The organism is Flaviaestuariibacter amylovorans, from assembly GCF_039541815.1.
Taxonomy (GTDB): Bacteria; Bacteroidota; Bacteroidia; order Chitinophagales; family Chitinophagaceae; genus Flavisolibacter; species Flavisolibacter amylovorans.
The window spans coordinates 77,361-95,745 of the sequence record NZ_BAABGY010000009.1 but is presented as its reverse complement, the minus strand read 5'-3'; the positions used below and the strand labels follow the sequence as shown (position 1 = coordinate 95,745).

The window sequence follows — 18,385 nt, the reverse complement described above, 5'->3', positions numbered from 1 at the left end:
CTACCTTCGCGTCGCTATGTATTCCCTGCTGCGCCGCCTGCTCTTTTTGCTGCCCGCCGAAACGGCCCACTATTTTTCGATGAACCTCCTGCGTGCCGCCTGCGGCATCGGGCCCCTGCGGCGGATGCTGGCGCGCCTGTTCGGCGCCGGCCGCAGCGACCTCGCCCGCAACGCCTTCGGACTCACCTTCCGCAACCCCGTCGGGCTCGGTGCGGGCTTCGACAAGAATGCGCGCTACCTGCGCGAGCTCGACACACTGGGCTTTGGATTCGTGGAGATCGGCACCGTTACCCCGAAGCCCCAGGAAGGCAACCCGAAGCCCCGCCTCTTCCGCCTGCCCAAGGATGGCGCCCTCATCAACCGCATGGGCTTCAACAACGATGGGCTTGAAGTAATCGTGGCGCGCCTGAAAGCGTGGCGCGATCGGGAAGCGGCGATCGGGAATCGGCAATCGGGAATCGGCAATCGGCAATCGCTTTCCGACCGTTCCGGTTCGGCAGGCAACACCAACGCAGCACAATCGTCTGGAGTGGAGCATTCCCGATTGCCGATTGCCGATTCCCGCCTGCTCATCGGCGGCAACATCGGGAAGAACAAAGCCACCCCCAACGAAGATGCCTGGACCGATTACGAGACCTGCTTCTCCGCCCTGCATCCCTACGTCGACTTCTTCGTGGTGAACGTAAGCTCGCCCAACACCCCGGGCTTGCGTGCCCTGCAGGAAAGGGACGCCCTGCACGGCATCCTCACGCGCCTGCAGGCCCTCAACCGCGCCGTTCCCGTACCGCGGCCCATCCTGCTCAAGATCGCGCCCGACCTCACCGCCACGCAGCTTGATGACGTGGTGGACCTCGCCCTAGAGATCAACCTCGACGGGCTCGTAGCCACCAACACCACCATCAGCCGGGAAGCCCTTCAGACCGGCAGCGCCGCCGTGGAAGCCATCGGTGCCGGCGGACTCAGCGGCCGCCCGGTGCGGGAGCGCTCCACCGAAGTACTTCGCCACCTGGCCACCCGGGCCGGTGGCCGCCTGCCCATTATCGGCTCGGGCGGCATCTTCACGGGACCCGACGCGCAGGAAAAGCTCGCCGCTGGCGCTACCCTTACCGAGGTGTGGACCGGGTTTATTTATGAAGGTCCGCTGATTGTGCGCAATATTTGCAGGCATCTGGCACCGGCCGGCAAGTGAACCCGCCCCCAGATCACTAATAGAAGCCTGGCGGCCCGGCCGGGACGGTTTTTTGTAACACTCAAATTGAAGCTATAAGATATGCCCTCAGGATTTTTCGCGTTATTGGATGATATCGGCGCCCTTGTAAAGGCCAGTGCCGCCACCCTGGACGACGTGCCCACCCAGGTAGCCAAAACTACCGGTAAAGTGTCGGGCATCGTGATCGATGATACCGCGGTGACGCCCAAGTACGTCGTCGGCCTCGACCCCTCGCGGGAGCTCTCCATCATTTTCCAGATCGCCAAGAAGTCGCTCTTCAACAAGCTGCTGATCCTGACCCCGGCGGCACTGATCCTTGGCTATTTCGCGCCCTGGGCCATCACGCCCATCCTCATGGTGGGCGGCGCTTACCTCTGCTTCGAAGGCTACGAGAAAGTGCATTCGATGTTCGCCAAGCACCACGACGTGGACCCGGCTACCGAACCGGTGGAGGTCATCACACCCGAGGAGCTCGAAAAGGAGCGCGTGACCGGCGCCGTGCGCACGGACATCATCCTGTCGGCGGAGATCATGGCCATTGCCTACAACGAGGTGAAAGACGAGCCCTTCGCCAACCAGGCCATGGTGATGCTGGCCGTAGCGGTGTTCATCACGATCGCCGTATACGGCTTTGTGGGTCTTATCGTAAAAGCGGACGATTTCGGGGTGCACCTCGCACAGGACCGGTTCCATCCCGTGGCGCAAAAGTTCGGACGGGGCATCGTGAAGTTCATGCCGCATTTCCTGGGCTTCCTCGGCGTTGTCGGCACGGCCGCGATGCTGTGGGTCGGCGCTGAGATCGTCGCGCACGGCATCCCGTTCACGGCGCATCTGCTGCACGATCTTGAACATGCGCTGGCCAATATACCCGTGCTGGCCTGGTTCGCCAAGGTGGTCGCCTGTCTCATCGGCGGCCTCATCCTGGGCTTTATCATTGAGAAGATCCTGATCCTGGTGAAGAAGATGCTTCCGAAGAAGAAGGCCTCCGAAAAAGTCTGATGTTTCGAGTTTGACGCTTGAAGTGGAGTGCCAATCTTCCTTTCCAGGGAGATGGGCACTTTATTTTGCCTGGTCTGCCAACTACTACCCCCCCAAAACCTCCAAAACCATTAAAACCTTCAAAACCCTCTCTATAGGTTTCGAAGGATTGCCGCCCCCACCATCCCCGCGGTTTCGGTGCGCAGGCGGGTGGCGCCCAGCGTCGCGGGCAGGAAACCCGCAGACAGCGCCGCGGCGATCTCGGCCGGCGTGAAATCGCCTTCCGGGCCAATGAGCAAAAAGCGGTCGGTATGGGGTTGTAGTTGTACGGTCAGCTCCACCTTGCTTCCTTCCTCGCAGTGCGCGATGAACCGCTGACCGGCGACCACCTGCAGCGCCCCGGCAAAAGCGATGGGCTCATGCAGCACCGGCATCCAGCACTGCTGCGACTGCAGCATCGCGCTTTGCAGGATTCCCTGCAACCGGTCGGCGCGGAACTTCTCCTTCTCGGTGCGGGCGCAGAGCAGCGGCAGGATCTCCGTGACGCCGATCTCGGTGGCCTTCTCCAGAAACCACTCGAAGCGCGCCGCATTCTTGACCAGCGATATGCCAACGATGACTTTGGGCGCGAGCCGCGCTTCATGCTGCCTTTCGCCGATGGCCACCACGCAGCGCTTGCGGTTGTCGTCGATGATGGCGGCGCGCGCCTTGAGGCCTTTTCCATCCGTCAGCAGCAGCTCCTCGTTACGCTCCATGCGCAACACGCCCACCACGTGCTTCGACGTTGCCTCATCGAGCACCACGCGGTCTTCCCCGATCGCTTCCACGAAAAAATACGGTAGGGCCATGGCGCAAAGCTAGTGAATCATGAGCGGGTGAGCAGGTAAGCGCGTGAGCAGAAGCCCCCATAGGTTCTTGGCCTTCGGTCCGGAGGCAAGATTGTATCGTTGCTGGAAATAATTAGGCCGCAATGAGCTTGTCATTGCGGCCTATTGTGATTGTCCATTGTAGCAGATCAGAGGCATGATATGGTGGGAGGGTCCACGTGCAAGAGCTCACCCGCTCACTTGCTCACCTGTTCACTTCCTCAAAACGGCGCATCCTCGTCGTCGTCGCCGAAGTTGTTCATCTTGGAGCCGGTCTGGATGAACATGCGGGCGCCGCCGCCGCCATCGTTGTCCGACACGGGTTTCCAGCTCGTGGGCATACCCCCACCGCCGAAGGAGTCGCCGCCGCCGTTGTCGTAGAAGCGCTGGATCTCGAGGCGCGCGTGCAGCACGATCGTTTCGAGCGAGCCGTTCCGGTGCTTGGCGATGCGGATGTGGGTTTCGCCCTTGGAGCTCTCCCCCATCTCGTTCTGCGTTACGTCGTAGTACTCGGGGCGGTAGATAAAACAGACCATGTCGGCATCCTGTTCGATGGCACCCGATTCGCGAAGGTCGGAGAGCTGCGGCATCTTGTTGCCGTCCTTACGCTTTTCCACTTCACGGGAGAGCTGCGACAGGGCGATGATCGGTACCTGGAGTTCTTTGGCGAGTCCTTTGAGCGAACGCGAGATCGTGGAGATCTCCTGTTCGCGGTTTGTATTCTTACCGTCGCCGCCCGCGGTCATAAGCTGCAGGTAGTCGATGATGATGAAGCCGATGTTGTTGATGTTCTTGAGGCGGCGGCACTTGGCGCGCAGCTCGAAGATGTTGAGGGCCGCGGTATCGTCGATGAAGATGGGTGCCTGTGCGAGGCGCTGGATGCCCTTTGCATAGAGCTGCTTCATCTCGTGGTCTTCGAGCTTACCGCGCGAGATCTTCTCGAGGAACACCTCGCTTTCCGCGGAGAGGATACGCGACACGAGCTGCGCCGCGCTCATTTCGAGCGAGAACACGGCCACCGGCGTTTGCTTGCGCGGGTCGAGGGCGGCGTTGCGCGCCAGGTTGAGGGCGAAGGCGGTTTTACCCACGGCCGGGCGGGCGGCGAGGATGATGAGGTCGGTGTTCTGCCAGCCGTAGGTCACCTTGTCGAGCGAGGGGAAGCCGCTGGGCACCCCGGTGATGTCGGCATTCTGGTGGCGCAGGTCCTCGATGCGCTGGATGGTCTTCACAAGCACCGAGTCGATCGACTCGTAGGAGTTCTTCAGGTGGTTGGAGGTCACCTCGTAGATCTTGCTCTCGGCCTGGTCGAGCAGGTCGAAAACGTCGGCGGAGTCCTCGTAGGCCTCCCCGATGATCTCGCCCGAGATGCGGATGAGCTCGCGCTGGATGAACTTCTGCAGGATGATCCGCGCGTGCGCCTCGATGTTGGCCGAGGACACCACCGAGTTGGTGAGGCGGGTGATGTAGTACGGACCGCCGATCATATCGAGTTCCTCGAGCGAGCGGAGTTCTTCCACCACGGTGAGGATGTCGATGGGCTGGCTCTTGTTGGCGAGGCCCTTCATGGCGCGGAAGATCTTCTGGTGGGCATCCACGTAGAAGCACTCCGGCTTCAGGATCTCCACTACGGCGTCGAAAGCGGCCTTCTCGAGCATGATGGCGCCGAGCACGGCCTCCTCGAGCTCCTTGGCCTGGGGCGGCACCTTGCCGTATACCATGGTGCTGAGGTCGAGGGGCGCCTTGTGGCGTTTCTTGCGGTCGCGGTCTTTATTGAGATTAGTAAGATCCATACACTTGCGGCGATAAAGGTTTAAACCATTGATTTTCATCAATGACCCCAGGATGGATGCCCACGCGAACCGGTCGCTTCCGTTGCTTGCCTTACCCCTATCCTGTTGGTCAGCCAACGAATATAGCCGCACCGGGCGGGGGTGATGGAGCACCGGCGATTTTAATTACCGCACAGGATATACACCACTGAATCCACCGCCGCGGGGCCCTTATACCCGTATGCTGGTCTGTTATGCACAAAATTGACCCTTTTTCCCCATCCGGCGGGCCGTTGTGCACAACTTTTGTCGGTAAATAAAAAGGGACGAATATTTGGAAATCCGGCCGCTCCTCTTCCCCTTTCGAAGCACTTTGGGATGTTGCCTTGACTGCCGCGGAGCGGCTTGAAAACACCCTTGTGGAAAACTTGAGAGCAGGGGAATTTCGCGCGCCATCGGCCGAAGCTTTTGCCGCGGAGGCCGGCAAAGATGCGGAGACGCAAAGCCCGCAGACATGGTTCGCTTCGCTCACTTGTTTCACGCGGCGGCGCCGCGGCACAGCGACGCAACGCTAAGTCTTTTTGCAGTCCTCCTGCCGGTTCCCGGGATCACCGGATGGTGTGGCACTCGGCGCAAATCTCCCGGGTTTCAATATTGAACCAGAGCGAACGGATGCAACAGGCGAATCGCCCGCCGCGCCGCCCTTCGCCGCGTCGCAGCGTGAAAAAGTCCTGCCGCAGGCAGGACTAAAAACTTTGCGTCTCCGCGGCAGTAGGCTTCGGCCAACGTAGCGTGATACTAGTGGTCGTTCAGCGGCATCCCGAGGCGCTGGTAGTCGGTCCAGTTTACGTACTCGGGCGCCTTGCGCTGCTCCACCATCGTGATGCAATCATCCACGGGGCATACGAGCTGGCACAGGTTGCAGCCCACGCAGTCGTCCTGCTTGATCGAATAGTCGTTATAGGGCTTGCCGTACTCGAGGTGGATGGCCTGGTGCGAGGTGTCTTCGCAGGTAATGTAGCACAGCCCGCAGTGAATGCACTTGTCGGGGTTGATGGACGCCACGTGGTGGTAGTTGATGTCGAGCTCCTCCCATTTCGTCATCGTGGGTACCGACTTACCGATGAAGTCGTCGAGCCGGGCGAAGCCCTTCTCGTCCATCCAGTTGCTCAGGCCTTCGCAGAGGTCTTCCACGATGCGGAAGCCGTGCGTCATTGCTGCCGTACACACCTGCACCGTGGAGGCGCCGAGCAGCATGAACTCGACCGCGTCCTTCCACGTAGAAATACCGCCGATGCCCGACACCGGAACGCCGCGCGTCACCGGGTTCTGCGCGATGGTGGTGAGGAACTTGAGCGCGATGGGCTTCACCGCAGGGCCGCAGTAGCCCCCGAATACCGATTTGCCGCCGACGTAAGGGTTGGGCACGAAGGTGTCGAGGTCGATACCGGTCACGCTTTGAATGGTGTTGATCAGCGACAGCGCGTTGGAGCCCGCCTCCACCACGGCTTTGCCGGTGGGCACCACCGAGTGCACGTTGGGCGTCAGCTTCGTGATCACGGGGATCGTGGCCACTTCCATTACCCACTCCACCACCATGCGGGCGATCTCGGGATCCTGGCCCACGGAGGCGCCCATGCCCCGCTCGGTCATGCCGTGCGGGCAGCCGAAGTTGAGCTCGAGACCGTGCGCCCCGGTGTCCTCCACTTTCTTAATGAGCTCGTGCCAGCTTCTACGGTCGTTGTCGGCCATGAGCGATACGATCATCGCACGGTCGGGGAAGAGGCGCAGGCACTCGCGGATCTCGCGGAGGTTGAGGTCCAGCGGGCGGTCGGAGATGAGCTCGATGTTGTTGAGACCCATCACGCGGTGCCCGCCGTAGTTGACGGCCGAGTAGCGCGACGACACGTTCTTCACCTGCGAGCCGAGCGTCTTCCACACCACCCCGCCCCAGCCGGCCTCGAAGGCGCGGAGCACGTTGATCTGTTTATCGGTGGGCGGCGCCGAAGCAAGCCAGAAGGGATTGGGCGATTGGATGCCGAGGAAATTGGCGGAGATATCGGCCATGAGCGAAAGGTTTAAGATTTTCTTATTCGATGCGACGCGTCATGACGCGTCCGTACGTTATCTGTAAAATGGTTGTCGGTCAGAAAATGGGTTGGATGTCGGCCCTGGTTGCTTTCCGTGTTTCTACGGACAGCCCAAGGTAGCCCATGATGGCTGCAGCGCCATCCTTGCCGGCCTGCACCGCGTCCACTACCTCGCGGCCACCGTTGACGCAGTCGCCACCGGCGAAGACGCCTTCGATATTGGTGGCCGACGAAGACACATTCACTTTTCCCGACACATGCTGCAGGTCGAGGCCGGCAACAAGCCCTTCGAATGGCATCTGCCCGGCCGCCTTGATCACCATGTCGGCGCCGATCGTGAACTCCTCGCCTGCCGGCACCGGCGAGCGGCGACCCGACGCGTCGGGCTCACCCAGCTTCATGCGGTGGCACACGAGACCGGTTACTGTTCCGTCGGTGCCCAATACCTCCTTAGGTGCGGCAAGCCACTCGATGTGGCAACCGTCGAGCAGCGCGAGGTCAAGCTCCACCTGCGTGCAAGGCATCTCGTCCTGTGTGCGGCGGTATACGATGGTCACTTCTTTAGCACCAAGGCGCTTGGCCTGCGTAGCTGCGTCGATGGCCGTCATGCCGAGGCCCACCACGATCACGCGGTCGCCAACGGCGGTGGCGGCGAGCTCGTTGGTACGGAGGTGATAAATAAAGGAGATGGCATCTACCACGCCATTCAGTTCCTCGCCGGGGATATTGAGCTGGCGTGCCAACCCGACTCCAAAGCCGAGGAACACGGCGTCGTATTCGTCTTTCAACTGCGCCAGCGTGATGTTGTTTCCGAGCTCCTGACCGTAACGAATGTCAATGCCGCCGATGGAGAGGATATAATCGACCTCGTCCTGGCAGAACTGGGGCGTCACCTTGTAAGCAGCGATGCCGTAGGTCATGAGGCCGCCGCCTTTCGCTTCCTTTTCGAAGATGGTAACGTCCACGCCCTCGCGGGCCAGCACGTGCGCACAGGAAAGCCCGGCAGGCCCTGCGCCCACGATGGCTACGCGACGGCCGGCACTTGGCTTGCGCGTAAACAGCTTCCAGTTCTTTTCCATCGCCATCTCGGTGGAGTAGCGCTGCAGCTTCGCGATGGCGATCGGGTCTTCGTGCATCAGGTTGTACACGCAGGAGCCTTCGCACAGCTTCTCCACGGGGCACACGCGCGAGCAGCCGGCGCCCATGATATTGCTCTGAAAGATCGTGTGCGCCGAGCCCTTCACGTTGTCGGTGGTGATCTGCTTGATGAACTTCGGGATGTCGATGCTCGTGGGACAGCTCTTGGTACAGGGCGCGTCGTAGCAGCGCAGGCAGCGCTCCGCTTCTACGAGCGCGGCCTCGCGGCTCTCGAAGGGCGGGTGCACATCGGAGAAGTTGTGTGCGTATTCGGCAGCGGTAAGGCGGTTACTTCTTATAGACATAGTCAGCGTTTTGGAAGTCAAAAGGCAAAATTCAAAAGTCAAAAATCAAAGCGCGGTCACTTTTCAGTATTGTCACTTGCGTGCTAAAGTCGGTGCCAATACGAGGACACTTCGAACCGCACGACCTTTTGAATTTTGACTTTTGACTTTTGAATTAAAGTTCAACCAGCTTGTCATACGTCTCCGGTCTCCGGTCGCGGAAGAACTGCCAGGTGGCACGCACCTCCTCGATCATATCGAGGTCGAATTCGGCCACGAGCAATTCATCCTGGTCTTCGGACGCCTGGGCGAAGATCTGGCCGCGGGGATCCACGAAGTAGGAGGAGCCATAGAAGGTACCGAGGTTCCAGGGCGCTTCGGTGCCGACGCGGTTGATGCAGCCCATGAAGTAGCCGTTGGCCGCGGCATGCGCCGGCTGCTCGAGCTTCCAGAGGTATTGCGAAAGACCGGCAACGGTAGCCGAAGGGTTGTACACGATCTCCGCGCCGTTGAGGCCCAGCACGCGCGCGCCATCGGGGAAGTGGCGGTCGTAGCAGATATAAACGCCCACTTTCGCGTAACGCGTCTGGAACACGGGGTAGCCAAGGTTACCGGGCTTGAAGAAGAATTTCTCCCAGAAGCCGGAGGTGTGCGGGATGTGGTTCTTGCGGTACTTACCGAGGTAGGTGCCGTCGGCGTCGATGACGGCGGCCGTGTTGTACAGCACGCCGGCCTGCTCGCGCTCGTACACCGGTACAATGATCACCATTTGGTACTTCTTCGCGTACTCCGCCATCCGGTTCGTGGTCGGACCCGGCACGGGCTCCGCGGAAGCATACCAGTCTTTATTCTGCCCCGGGCAGAAATAGGGCGTATTGAAGATCTCCTGCAGGCAGAGGATCTGAACGCCCTGCTCGCCGGCTTTCTCGATCAGCGGAATGTGCTTCTGGATCATGGCTTCCATGATCTCGGGGATCGTTCCCTCCCCCTCGGTCTTCGGCAGGCTCATCTGGATGAGGCCAGACTTCACGATTCTAGGCATAGATTTATTTTTTAGTTTATAGTTGGGACGCGCCATAGCGTGTCCTTACGATGAGCTGATAATTGAGCGACCTCCAGATCCGAGATCCTCGATCTGAGATCTGAGATACTAGATGTGGTCGGTTACCTTGCTTCTTTTGATGAACTGCCCATATCCTTTCTTCAAGTGGCATTCACCGTTGTCGATGGCTACCTGTCCCCGTAGGATTACGGTCTTTACCTTACCCTTCACGGCGCGGCCTTCGTAGGCGGAGTAATCCACGTTCATGTGGTGGGTCTTGGCGGAGAGCGTGTGCTCCTCGTTGGGATCCAGCAGCACGATGTCGGCGTCGGAGCCGATGCCGAGGGTGCCCTTGCGCGGGAACATCCCGAAGATCTTTGCCGGATTGGTGCAGGCCACTTCCACGAACCTGTTGAGCGAGATACGCCCGCCCTGAACGCCCTCGGAGAACAGCAGCTCAAAGCGGTGCTCGATCGCGGGATGGCCATTCGGGATCTTCGAAAAGTCCTCTCTTCCCATCAGCTTCTGCTCCCACATAAAGGGGCAGTGATCGGTGGCCACCACGTTCACGAGGCCCTGGTTGATGCCGGCCCACAATGTCTCCTGGTCCTTCTTTTCGCGGAGCGGCGGGCTCATCACCCACTTGGCGCCTTCGAAGTCCTTCTCATACAGCGACGCGTCGAGCAGCAGGTACTGGATGCAGGTCTCCACGAACACGTGCTGGTTGCACTTGGCGGCCTCGCGCACGGCGTTGAGCGCGCCTTCGCAGGTAAGGTGTACGATATAGCCCGGGCAGCCCGTGTAGCGGCTCATCGCGGCAAAGCGCTCGGAGGCTTCGGCCTCGGTGACCTCGGGTTGCGACAGGTAATGATAGAGGGGCGCGAGCTTGCCTTCGGCGCGGTGCTTCGCGATGAGGTAGTCGATCATGTCGCCGTTGGTAGCGTGCACCGTCACGAGGCCGCCGCAGCGCTTCACCTCCTCCATGAGGCCCACCATCTGCCGGTCGTCGATCATAAGCGCGCCCTTGTAGGCCATGAAGGTCTTGAAGGAGGTGATGCCTTCTTCATCCACGAAGCCCTTGATCTCTTTTTTGGTTTCCTCGTTGAAGTCGGTCACGGCCATGTGGAAGCTGTAGTCGCCAACTGCAGTACCGTCGGCACGGGCACTCCATTCTTCGAGCGCATGGCGCAGCGAGTCGCCCTGCTTCTGGAGGATGAAGTCGATCACCATCGTGGTACCACCGTGGAGCGCGGCGCGCGTGCCGGTCTCGTAGGAGTCGCTCGAGAAGGTGCCCATGAAGGGCATGTCGAGGTGCACGTGGGGATCGATGCCGCCGGGGAATACAAGGAGGCCCGAAGCGTCGATGACGCGCGCATTGCCGGCAGGCAGGTTTCGGCCGATAGCCACGATGGTCTCTCCTTCCACGAGGATGTCTGCGACCTGATCTCCGGAAGCAGTAATAATACGGCCGTTCTTAATGAGTAGCGACATAAGCAGTTTGTTCTTCAGGGATCGGCGCAGCCGCCGGCTCCGCATCGGGAGCCTCGCGACGACGCATCAGTAAGATATACAACCCGCCCGAAAGCAAAAAGCCCACGAACCAGGAGAAATGATACAATTCGGTAACCCAGCCGGCGACGCTTTCGGCCGGAACGGCTTTGACCGTTACGAGGAAGCCCGGTATGTTGGGCAGAATGCCCGCAAGCAGGGCCACGATGGCGTGGCTGTTGAAGCCGTTGCCGTAGCTGTATTTGCCCTTCGGATCATACAGCGCGCGCACGTTGAGCTTTTGCCGACGGATAAAATAGTAGTCGGCGATCATGATGCCGCCCACAGGACCTAGCAGCGCCGAATAGCCTACGAGCCAGGTGAAGATGAAGCCGCTCGGGTCGGCCACGAGCTTCCACGGGAAGATGAAGGCGCCGATGATACCGGTAATAAAGCCGCCGGTGCGGAAGGAGATCTTCTTTGGGGCCAGGTTGGCGAAATCGTTGGCCGGGCTCACGATGTTGGCGGCGATGTTGGTGGCCAGCGTGGAGATGAGGATCCCGATCATAGCGAAGCTCACGACCAGCGGGCTCGAGAAGCGGCCGGCGAGCTTTACCGGATCCCACTCGGGCGTACCATACAGGATCGTTGTAGCGGAGGTCACGAACACGCCGATGAAGGCGAACAGCGTCATCGAGGGCGGGAGGCCGATAGCCTGTCCGCGCACCTGCGCGCGCTGGCTTTTCGCGTAGCGCGTGAAGTCGGGGATATTGAGCGAGAGCGTGGCCCAGAAGCCGATGATGCCGGTGAGCGCGGGCACGAAGAAGGTCTTGAAGGCGCGCCATTCGGCGTCGGTGGTGGGTTTCTCGAGGATGGGCCCGATGCCCTTGGCGGCAATCACAGCCCAGGCAAACAGTGCAAGCGCCGCAACAGGCAGAAAGAGCGCTTTGAACACGAGCAGCTTGCGGATGCTTTCGACGCCTTTGTACACCACCCACATATTGAGCGCCCAAAAGGCAGCAAAGCAGGCCAGCGGCAGGGGCTGCGGCAGGAGGCCGTTGATCGCGATCTCCGGGAGCGCCGGGTTCCAGGCGCGCAGCAGGTGGTACAGCGAGGCGCCGCCGATCCAGGTCTGGATGCCGAACCAGCCGCAGGCTACGATGGCGCGCAGCATCGCGGGAATGTTGGCGCCAGCGGTACCAAACGAAGCCCGTGCAAATACAGGAAAGGGAATGCCGTATTTGGCACCGGCGTGTCCGTTCAGCAGCATGGGCACCAGCACGATGGCGTTGCCCAGGAAGATGAGCACGATGGCCTGCCACCAGCTCATGCCCTGCTGGATCATACCGGAGGCAAGCTGGTACGTTGGAATACAAAGGCTCATCGAGATCCAGAGCGCGGCATAGTTGCCCGTGCCCCAGGTGCGCTTCTCTGCCGGCACCGGCGCGAGATCTTCGTTATAGAGACTCGAATGTTCGATGTTTTCTTTAGCCATGGGAGCATTCTTTTTACAAAATGGGAGAATGGGAAAATGGGGTAATGGGAGAATCAAGGGATTGGAGCATACAGTCAGAACTTTGACAGCATTACCCCATTCCCCCATTATCCCATCAGCACATTCGCATCAGCGATCTTGATCGCCTCCGAAATAATGGCCAGGCCTTCGTCGATCTGCTCTTTGGTGACGCAGAGCGGCGGTGCGATGAAGATGTAGTTCCAGCGCACGAAGGTGTACATGCCGAGCTCGCGGATCTTCGCAGCCACCTTGTTCATCACGGCCATCTCGTCGGGCTTCGCGTTGAAGGGGGCCATGGGCTCTTTCGTGCCGCGGTCCTTCACGAGCTCGAGGCAGCCGAGCAGTCCCTGGTTGCGCCAGTCGCCGATGCTGGGATGCTGCTGCTTCAACTCCTCGATGCGCGTGTTGAGGTATTGCTCCATCGCTACGGTATTCTCGATCAGGCCTTCGTCCTCGTATACGGCAAGCGTCTCGAGGGCAGCCGCGCAGCATACGGGGTGGGCCGAATAGGTAAGCCCCAGCGGCAGCATGTTGTCATCGAACTTCTGTGCAATGCGGTCGGTGACCATCAGGCAGCCGAAAGGCAGGTAGCCGCAGGTGAGTCCCTTGGCCATGCAGATCATATCGGGAACGATGTGTTCGTGCTCGAAGCCAAACCATTTGCCGGTGCGCCCGAATCCGCTCATCACTTCGTCCATGATAAGGAGGATGCCGTGCTTGTCGCAGAGGGCGCGCAGGCCTTTCAGGAAGCCTTTCGGGTAGGTGAAGCAGCCCGAGGAGCCGGAGGCACCTTCAAGCAGGATGGCGGCGATGTTGTTGGGCCCCTCGAAGGCGATGGTGCGCTCGAAGCGCTGCAGGCACTCCTTCAACAAGTTTTCTTGTCCATACTCCCAGCGATAGGCATAGGGAATGTCGACATGGACGTGATTGGGCACCTGCTGGGAGTCGGCGGGCAGCTTACGGGGGTCGCCGCCTGCGCTCATCGCCCCATAGGAAGCCCCGTGGTAGCTCTGGTAGCGCGTCAGGATCTTGTGGCGGCCTGTATAAATACGGGCAAGCTTCAGGGCGTTCTCGATGGAGGTGGCGCCGCAGAGGGTGAAGAAGGCCTTATTGAGATCGCCGGGGCAGATCTCCGCGAGCTTCTTGCCCAGCTCACCGCGCGCCTTCGTGACGCAGCTCGGGGTCACGTAGGCCACTTCCTGCATCTGCTTCGTTACGGCGGCCGTGATGCGCTGGTTGCCGTGCCCGATGTTGACGTTCATGAGGCCAGAGGAAAAGTCGAGGATCCGGTTGTCGTCGTAGTCGTATAAATACACCCCCTCCGCATACTTTACGGCAATGGGGTTCACGCCCTTTTGCTTGCTCCAGGAAAAGAGGGTGTAATCGAGGTTGTCCTGCACGATGCTTTCGGTTTCCGTGCGGGAGTTCAGGGCTGTATCCATGTCAGTTGGTTTAAGGTTAGTGTACAATCGGCAACAGGGTACGTGAATCGTGAATCGTGAATGCACTTGTGTGACTAACGGCCCCTACCCGATCTGGGAGAAGCCATTCACGACTCAGGATTGACGATTCACGATCAACTCATCCAGTTGACACCAGCTTCCGGGTTCCACTTGATGGTGGTCTTTTTGAGCTTCGTCCAGAAGGCGATGGAGCTCTTGCCGGTGATGTCGCCGACGCCGAACTTGGATTCGTTCCAGCCGCCGAAGGAGAAGGGCTCGCGCGGCACGGGCACGCCCACGTTCACGCCCACCATGCCCGCGGAGGCGCGCTCCATCACGTAGCGGGCCACGCCGCCATTCTGGGTAAATACGGAGGCGGCGTTGCCGTAGCTGCTGGCGTTCTCGATCTTGAGCGCTTCGTCCACCGTCTTCGTGCGCATGATGGAGATGACGGGCCCGAAGATCTCCTCGGTGGCCACGGCCATGTCCGGGCGCACGTGGTCGATCACCGTGGGACCTACATAGGTACCGTCCTCTTTCCCAGCCACCACCGCATTTCTACCGTCCACGAGCACGGTGGCGCCCTGCGCCTCGGCCTCGGTGATGTAGCGCTCGATGCGCTCCTTCGATTCCTTGTTGATGACCGCGCCTAGGTTTTGTCCCGGGATGATCTTCCGTGCTTCGTCCACGATGCGGCTCACGATGTGGTCCACGTCGCCGACGGCCACCATGGCGGAGGCGGCCATGCAGCGCTGCCCCGCGCAGCCGCTCATGGAGGCAGCCACGTTCTGCGCGGTCATGTCGGGAAGCGCGTCGGGCATCACCATGAGGTGGTTCTTGGCGCCGCCGAGGGCGATGCAACGCTTATAGTTATGCGTCGCCTGCTGGTACACGATCTTGGCCACGCGCGTGGAGCCTACGAACGATACCGCTTCAATATCGGGATGGGAGCAAATGGCTTCCACGATCGACACGTCGCCGTGTACGATGTTGAATACGCCGTCGGGCAATCCGGCTTCTTTCAATAATTCGGCAATCCGTCCGGCGCTGAGGGGTACCTTCTCGCTCGGCTTCAGGATCATGCAGTTGCCCAGGGCGATGGCGTTGGGGATGGTCCAGTGGGGCACCATGCTCGGGAAGTTGAAGGGCACGATGGAGGCCACGACCCCTAACGGGGCATGCTCGGTGCGGCACTCTACGCCTTTGCTGACCTCGAGCACTTCGCCGGTCACCAGCTGCGGCAGCGAGGTGGCGAACTCGGTGAGCTCGATGCATTTCTCGATCTCGGCCTTTGCCTCGTCGTAGGTTTTCCCGTTCTCTTCCATCACGAGCGTGGAGAGCTCCACCAGGTGCTTCTCGAGCAGGGCCTTGTAGCGGAAGAAGACTTGCACGCGCTCCTTGATGGGCGTGCGCGACCAGCCGGGGAAGGCCTTCTGCCCGGCAGCCACGGCGGCTTCCAGCGCGGCGGCGTCGGAAAGCGGAACGGTGGAAAGAAGCTGTCCGTCGAGGGGCGACACCACGTTAAGGCTGCGGCCCGGGGAAGAAGGGGAGAACTGTCCGTCGATAAAATTCCGGATCGCGGGATACTTCATAAGCAATGTGTTGGTTAGAGCAATCGTGTGTCGTACAAGATAACCTTTTTATATGAATGAAGAATATTTTATATGTAGCGCGCAACCTTCGCCTTTGGCTCGGTTGTCCGGGGGGAAGGGGAGTTAGATACACCGCGAATTGAGCATCGGTGTGAAAAGGGAACGCTGCCAGATCGCACCCCTACCGCGGCCCCTCTCCACGAAGGAAGCGTCGACCACCAGCCCATAGCTTTAGCTATGGGTATTCGATCCATACCAGCCCATAGCTTTAGCTATGGGTTTTCGAGATGCACCAGCCCGTTGTCATCCCGGAGCGCAGCGAAGGGAAGCCATGGGTTTTCGAATTGCGTCAACCCGTTGTCACCCCGAGCACGGCGAAGGGATCATCCGTAGGGAAAAAGAATCAGCGCAGGGCCGGCAGCGAACGCCAATCCAGCATGCGTGCCCGCAGCAGCACCGTGTCTCCGGAAGGGCGCATCACGGTGAGCACGCTGTCGCGCAGGTGGTAGACATAGGGCACCGTCGTGCGCGTGCGGCCATTCGGATAGGTCACCACCAGGTGTTCGTCCCGCACCTGCAAGGGAAAGCTGCGGAAGCCGGCGCTGTCCTGGAACACGAGGTAGCCGCGCCGGTGCACGAAGAGGCGGACCGGGGGCGGACCGATCGTTGGGCTCAGCGCGCCGGACAGCACTTCGTAAGCCCCGTGCAGCAGGGGCCGCGGCGCCCGGTCGTCGTTCCAGTGTCCGCTGCGCAGCGACGGATAGAGTGCCTCGGCGAGCGCCAGGAACCCGATAAATGCTTTGAGCACCACGCACCAGAGCGGCGCCCGTGGAACTACGGGAGCGGCGGCGGCAGCGCGCCCCGACAATACCGCGAAGAGGCGCCCCGCGTCGGGCGCCAGCAGGAGCAGCGACACAAACAGCAGGAAGCCGGAGAACAGCACCACGGTAATCCCGAAGCAGAGATTCACCGCCAGCACCTGGGCCATCGTGCCGGCCGTGAGCAGCAATCCCGCACGGCGGGTGCGGGTAAAAAATACGAGTACGGCCGCGAGCACTTCCGTCCCGCCGAGAAACAGGTTGTAGGAATACGAGGTGCCCACCGTGCTCCAGTACAGGATGTCCTTGTCGAGTTGCCCAAGCGGCGTGTACAAGGTATTGGGCTCCGGCAGGTAGAACTGTGCTTTGAACAGCTTGTCGCAGCCGTACACGAGCAGTACCGTAGCCAGGTAAAGCGAGAGCCCCGCACGCAGGGCCCGCTGCGCGCGTTCGCGGCGCTCCACCCAGCCGGCCCTGCGGTTGAGGAGTAAGGCGGGCAGGATGGCGGCGAGGAGCAGCAGGCCCGCGAGCAGCCATTGCTGCAGGCTGTCCGACACCGGGTACGCTGAGCGGTGCCCCGGATCGAGGGTAAGGGCAAGGGGCGTCAGCAGCGGGTCGAAAACGGCGGTTGTGAGCTTTGTCCAGAAGGGAGCGAGCCGCCAGGGAAACGGCAGCAGCAACGCCAGCGCCGCCGCAAAAAAGAGTACACCGTCCGTAAGCCAACGAGGAGTACGCATGCCGTCAGGAAGGAAGCGGCATCCGGCGATAGAGCCAGGTGATGAAACCGGTGAGCCCGGCCGCCAAAGCAGCCGCAACGAGCAACACGCCGGGAAGGCCTACCGGGGCCGACGGGTCGTCGTTGCCCGCCGCCGGCAACAGCACGGAGGCAGTAGATGTATCTCTGCTCATGGGCAACCGGCTGACGGGAACGGCGCGCTCGAACCCGACGTAACGCGTGCTGTCGGTAGTAACGCCCGGCTTTACCGGCAGCCGGCGCCTGAGGCTGTCGGGAGATCGGTGCTGGGCGGGCGCGGGCAAAAACCGAAGGGTATCGGTGCGCGCCGACATCCGCCGCGGCGCCGCCCCTCCCGTGGGACGGTAGTCGTAGGTGGCGGTAACGGCTAGTGCCGTGGAGTCGGAGAGCAAGACCACGCTGTCGAGGTGAACCGAGGCCGGGTGCCTTCGCGACGGGCTCACCCGGCCGAAGTCGGCGTCGGCATCGGCCAGGAATCCGGCGAGCCCGGAAGGGGTGCCGCTATGACTTTTGTATTCGATCGCGGCCGTTTGGGCGCCGGCCGAAGAGGCCAGGAGCAGGCAGATGAGCAGTTGTCGGATCGGCGCAGGGAGCATAACAGGCAATCAGTTGGTGAATGGTAGTTTGAGCGATCAGGCCGCAAGCGGCGTCCGGCGGTACAGCCACGTAATGGCCCCGGTGAGGGCGGCAGCGAGGGCCGCAGTAAACACCAGTATCAGCGGGCCATTGCCAGGAGTGTCGTCATTGCCGCCACCCGCCGGGACCATCGGCAGTACGCTGCTCGCTTCGGGACGGGATTCCACCTTTGTTGCTGGCGCCGCCTTTTTCCGGACCGGCTTCGGGTCCGCTTTTTTCTCAAATCCGATATAGCGGGTCTCTTTCGCTTCTGCACCATACCAGGCTTCAGTAGTGGCCTTCGCCTGTTTGAGGCAGTCCGGCTGGGTGGCGGCCGGCTCAAAGTGCAGCGTATCGCGCCGGGTGTTGATGGGGCTGCCGACGGCGTTTCCCGAGGCGTCCTTCCGGTAGGAGTGCCGCACCGCCAGCGCCGTGGAATCAGAGAGACGAACGACGCGCGCTACGCGCCGCACCTCTACGAGCCGCCGCTTCATCTCCTGCTCCATTTCCTCGGAGAGGCCGAAGTCGGCGCTGGCCGCTTCATGTACGAGGGCCAGGTCGGCCGCGGAGCCGCTATGGCTTTTGTGGGCGATGGCCCTTGTTTGGGCGGAGGCCATGCCGGCGCACAGCACCACGAGGAAAAGCAGGTAAAAGCGCATCGGTTCCGGTTTGAGGTCTTTAAAAGTAAGGCGGCCGGCGCGGCGTTGGTGCGCGAGGTTACGGTTTTTGGTTTTTGCTAACAGTATGGGCGGCGGCGGGGATCGTTTCAGCCGAAAAGAGTCGT

Annotated in this window: 14 protein-coding genes; 2 read left to right on the top strand and 12 right to left on the bottom strand. The window is 61.0% G+C overall.

Annotation, left to right across the window (positions count from 1 at the left end; translation table 11 throughout):
• The first annotated feature begins 16 nt into the window (after positions 1 to 16).
• A complete protein-coding gene (locus tag ABD937_RS15750) occupies positions 17 to 1,189 on the top strand; it encodes a quinone-dependent dihydroorotate dehydrogenase (protein WP_345256724.1) in 1,173 nt (390 codons plus the stop codon).
• 81 nt (positions 1,190 to 1,270) lie between these two features.
• The gene (locus ABD937_RS15745; RefSeq protein ID WP_345256723.1) at positions 1,271 to 2,209 is read left to right on the top strand and encodes a DUF808 domain-containing protein; all 939 of its coding nucleotides are present in this window, start codon (positions 1,271 to 1,273) and stop codon (positions 2,207 to 2,209) included.
• 131 nt (positions 2,210 to 2,340) lie between these two features.
• Here the strand turns inward: ABD937_RS15745 and ABD937_RS15740 are convergent, their stop codons facing one another.
• The 12 genes from ABD937_RS15740 to ABD937_RS15685 all read right to left on the bottom strand — a co-directional run bounded on the left by ABD937_RS15740 (position 2,341) and on the right by ABD937_RS15685 (position 18,260).
• On the bottom strand, positions 2,341 to 3,036 hold the full coding sequence (locus ABD937_RS15740) for an RsmE family RNA methyltransferase (RefSeq protein WP_345256722.1): 696 nt from the start codon (positions 3,034 to 3,036) through the stop codon (positions 2,341 to 2,343).
• A 239-nt stretch (positions 3,037 to 3,275) separates the two neighbouring features.
• Entirely contained in the window at positions 3,276 to 4,844 is a 1,569-nt protein-coding gene (dnaB, locus tag ABD937_RS15735) for a replicative DNA helicase (protein WP_345256721.1), read from the bottom strand.
• A gap of 777 nt (positions 4,845 to 5,621) precedes the next feature.
• On the bottom strand, positions 5,622 to 6,890 hold the full coding sequence (gene preA / locus ABD937_RS15730) for an NAD-dependent dihydropyrimidine dehydrogenase subunit PreA (protein ID WP_345256720.1): 1,269 nt from the start codon (positions 6,888 to 6,890) through the stop codon (positions 5,622 to 5,624).
• Between the two features lie 79 nt (positions 6,891 to 6,969).
• Positions 6,970 to 8,355, bottom strand: coding sequence for an NAD(P)-dependent oxidoreductase (locus ABD937_RS15725; protein WP_345256719.1), 1,386 nt, complete (start codon positions 8,353 to 8,355; stop codon positions 6,970 to 6,972).
• A 154-nt stretch (positions 8,356 to 8,509) separates the two neighbouring features.
• Positions 8,510 to 9,376 carry a nitrilase-related carbon-nitrogen hydrolase gene (locus ABD937_RS15720; protein ID WP_345256718.1) on the bottom strand — a complete coding sequence of 289 codons (867 nt, stop codon included), beginning with the start codon at positions 9,374 to 9,376 and terminating at the stop codon, positions 8,510 to 8,512.
• Positions 9,377 to 9,484: 108 nt separating this feature from the next.
• Complete coding sequence (hydA, locus tag ABD937_RS15715) at positions 9,485 to 10,867, bottom strand: dihydropyrimidinase (protein ID WP_345256717.1); 1,383 nt, start codon at positions 10,865 to 10,867, stop codon at positions 9,485 to 9,487.
• Positions 10,851 to 12,359: an NCS1 family nucleobase:cation symporter-1 gene (locus ABD937_RS15710; protein WP_345256716.1), complete on the bottom strand. Its 1,509-nt coding sequence runs from the start codon at positions 12,357 to 12,359 to the stop codon at positions 10,851 to 10,853. Before ABD937_RS15710 ends, hydA begins: the two co-directional genes overlap by 17 nt.
• Positions 12,360 to 12,466: 107 nt before the next feature.
• Positions 12,467 to 13,822 (bottom strand): aminotransferase class III-fold pyridoxal phosphate-dependent enzyme, encoded by a 1,356-nt coding sequence (locus ABD937_RS15705; RefSeq protein ID WP_345256715.1) that lies wholly within the window; start codon positions 13,820 to 13,822, stop codon positions 12,467 to 12,469.
• 134 nt (positions 13,823 to 13,956) lie between these two features.
• Entirely contained in the window at positions 13,957 to 15,414 is a 1,458-nt protein-coding gene (mmsA, locus tag ABD937_RS15700; RefSeq protein WP_345256714.1) for a CoA-acylating methylmalonate-semialdehyde dehydrogenase, read from the bottom strand.
• 403 nt (positions 15,415 to 15,817) lie between these two features.
• Complete coding sequence (locus tag ABD937_RS15695; RefSeq protein ID WP_345256713.1) at positions 15,818 to 16,969, bottom strand: hypothetical protein; 1,152 nt, start codon at positions 16,967 to 16,969, stop codon at positions 15,818 to 15,820.
• 4 nt (positions 16,970 to 16,973) lie between these two features.
• The gene (locus ABD937_RS15690; RefSeq protein ID WP_345256712.1) at positions 16,974 to 17,582 is read right to left on the bottom strand and encodes a hypothetical protein; all 609 of its coding nucleotides are present in this window, start codon (positions 17,580 to 17,582) and stop codon (positions 16,974 to 16,976) included.
• Between the two features lie 36 nt (positions 17,583 to 17,618).
• Positions 17,619 to 18,260 (bottom strand): hypothetical protein, encoded by a 642-nt coding sequence (locus ABD937_RS15685; RefSeq protein ID WP_345256711.1) that lies wholly within the window; start codon positions 18,258 to 18,260, stop codon positions 17,619 to 17,621.
• Positions 18,261 to 18,385 lie beyond the last annotated feature (125 nt).

Bases quoted from the DNA above. Each gene is read 5' to 3' on its own strand.
- ABD937_RS15750 (WP_345256724.1), top strand. From the start codon at position 17: ATGTATTCCCTGCTGCGCCGCCTGCTCTTTTTGCTGCCCGCCGAAACG.
- ABD937_RS15745 (WP_345256723.1), top strand. From the start codon at position 1,271: ATGCCCTCAGGATTTTTCGCGTTATTGGATGATATCGGCGCCCTTGTA.
- ABD937_RS15740 (WP_345256722.1), bottom strand. From the start codon at position 3,036: ATGGCCCTACCGTATTTTTTCGTGGAAGCGATCGGGGAAGACCGCGTG.
- dnaB (WP_345256721.1), bottom strand. From the start codon at position 4,844: ATGGATCTTACTAATCTCAATAAAGACCGCGACCGCAAGAAACGCCAC.
- preA (WP_345256720.1), bottom strand. From the start codon at position 6,890: ATGGCCGATATCTCCGCCAATTTCCTCGGCATCCAATCGCCCAATCCC.
- ABD937_RS15725 (WP_345256719.1), bottom strand. From the start codon at position 8,355: ATGTCTATAAGAAGTAACCGCCTTACCGCTGCCGAATACGCACACAAC.
- ABD937_RS15720 (WP_345256718.1), bottom strand. From the start codon at position 9,376: ATGCCTAGAATCGTGAAGTCTGGCCTCATCCAGATGAGCCTGCCGAAG.
- hydA (WP_345256717.1), bottom strand. From the start codon at position 10,867: ATGTCGCTACTCATTAAGAACGGCCGTATTATTACTGCTTCCGGAGAT.
- ABD937_RS15710 (WP_345256716.1), bottom strand. From the start codon at position 12,359: ATGGCTAAAGAAAACATCGAACATTCGAGTCTCTATAACGAAGATCTC.
- ABD937_RS15705 (WP_345256715.1), bottom strand. From the start codon at position 13,822: ATGGATACAGCCCTGAACTCCCGCACGGAAACCGAAAGCATCGTGCAG.
- mmsA (WP_345256714.1), bottom strand. From the start codon at position 15,414: ATGAAGTATCCCGCGATCCGGAATTTTATCGACGGACAGTTCTCCCCT.
- ABD937_RS15695 (WP_345256713.1), bottom strand. From the start codon at position 16,969: ATGCGTACTCCTCGTTGGCTTACGGACGGTGTACTCTTTTTTGCGGCG.
- ABD937_RS15690 (WP_345256712.1), bottom strand. From the start codon at position 17,582: ATGCTCCCTGCGCCGATCCGACAACTGCTCATCTGCCTGCTCCTGGCC.
- ABD937_RS15685 (WP_345256711.1), bottom strand. From the start codon at position 18,260: ATGCGCTTTTACCTGCTTTTCCTCGTGGTGCTGTGCGCCGGCATGGCC.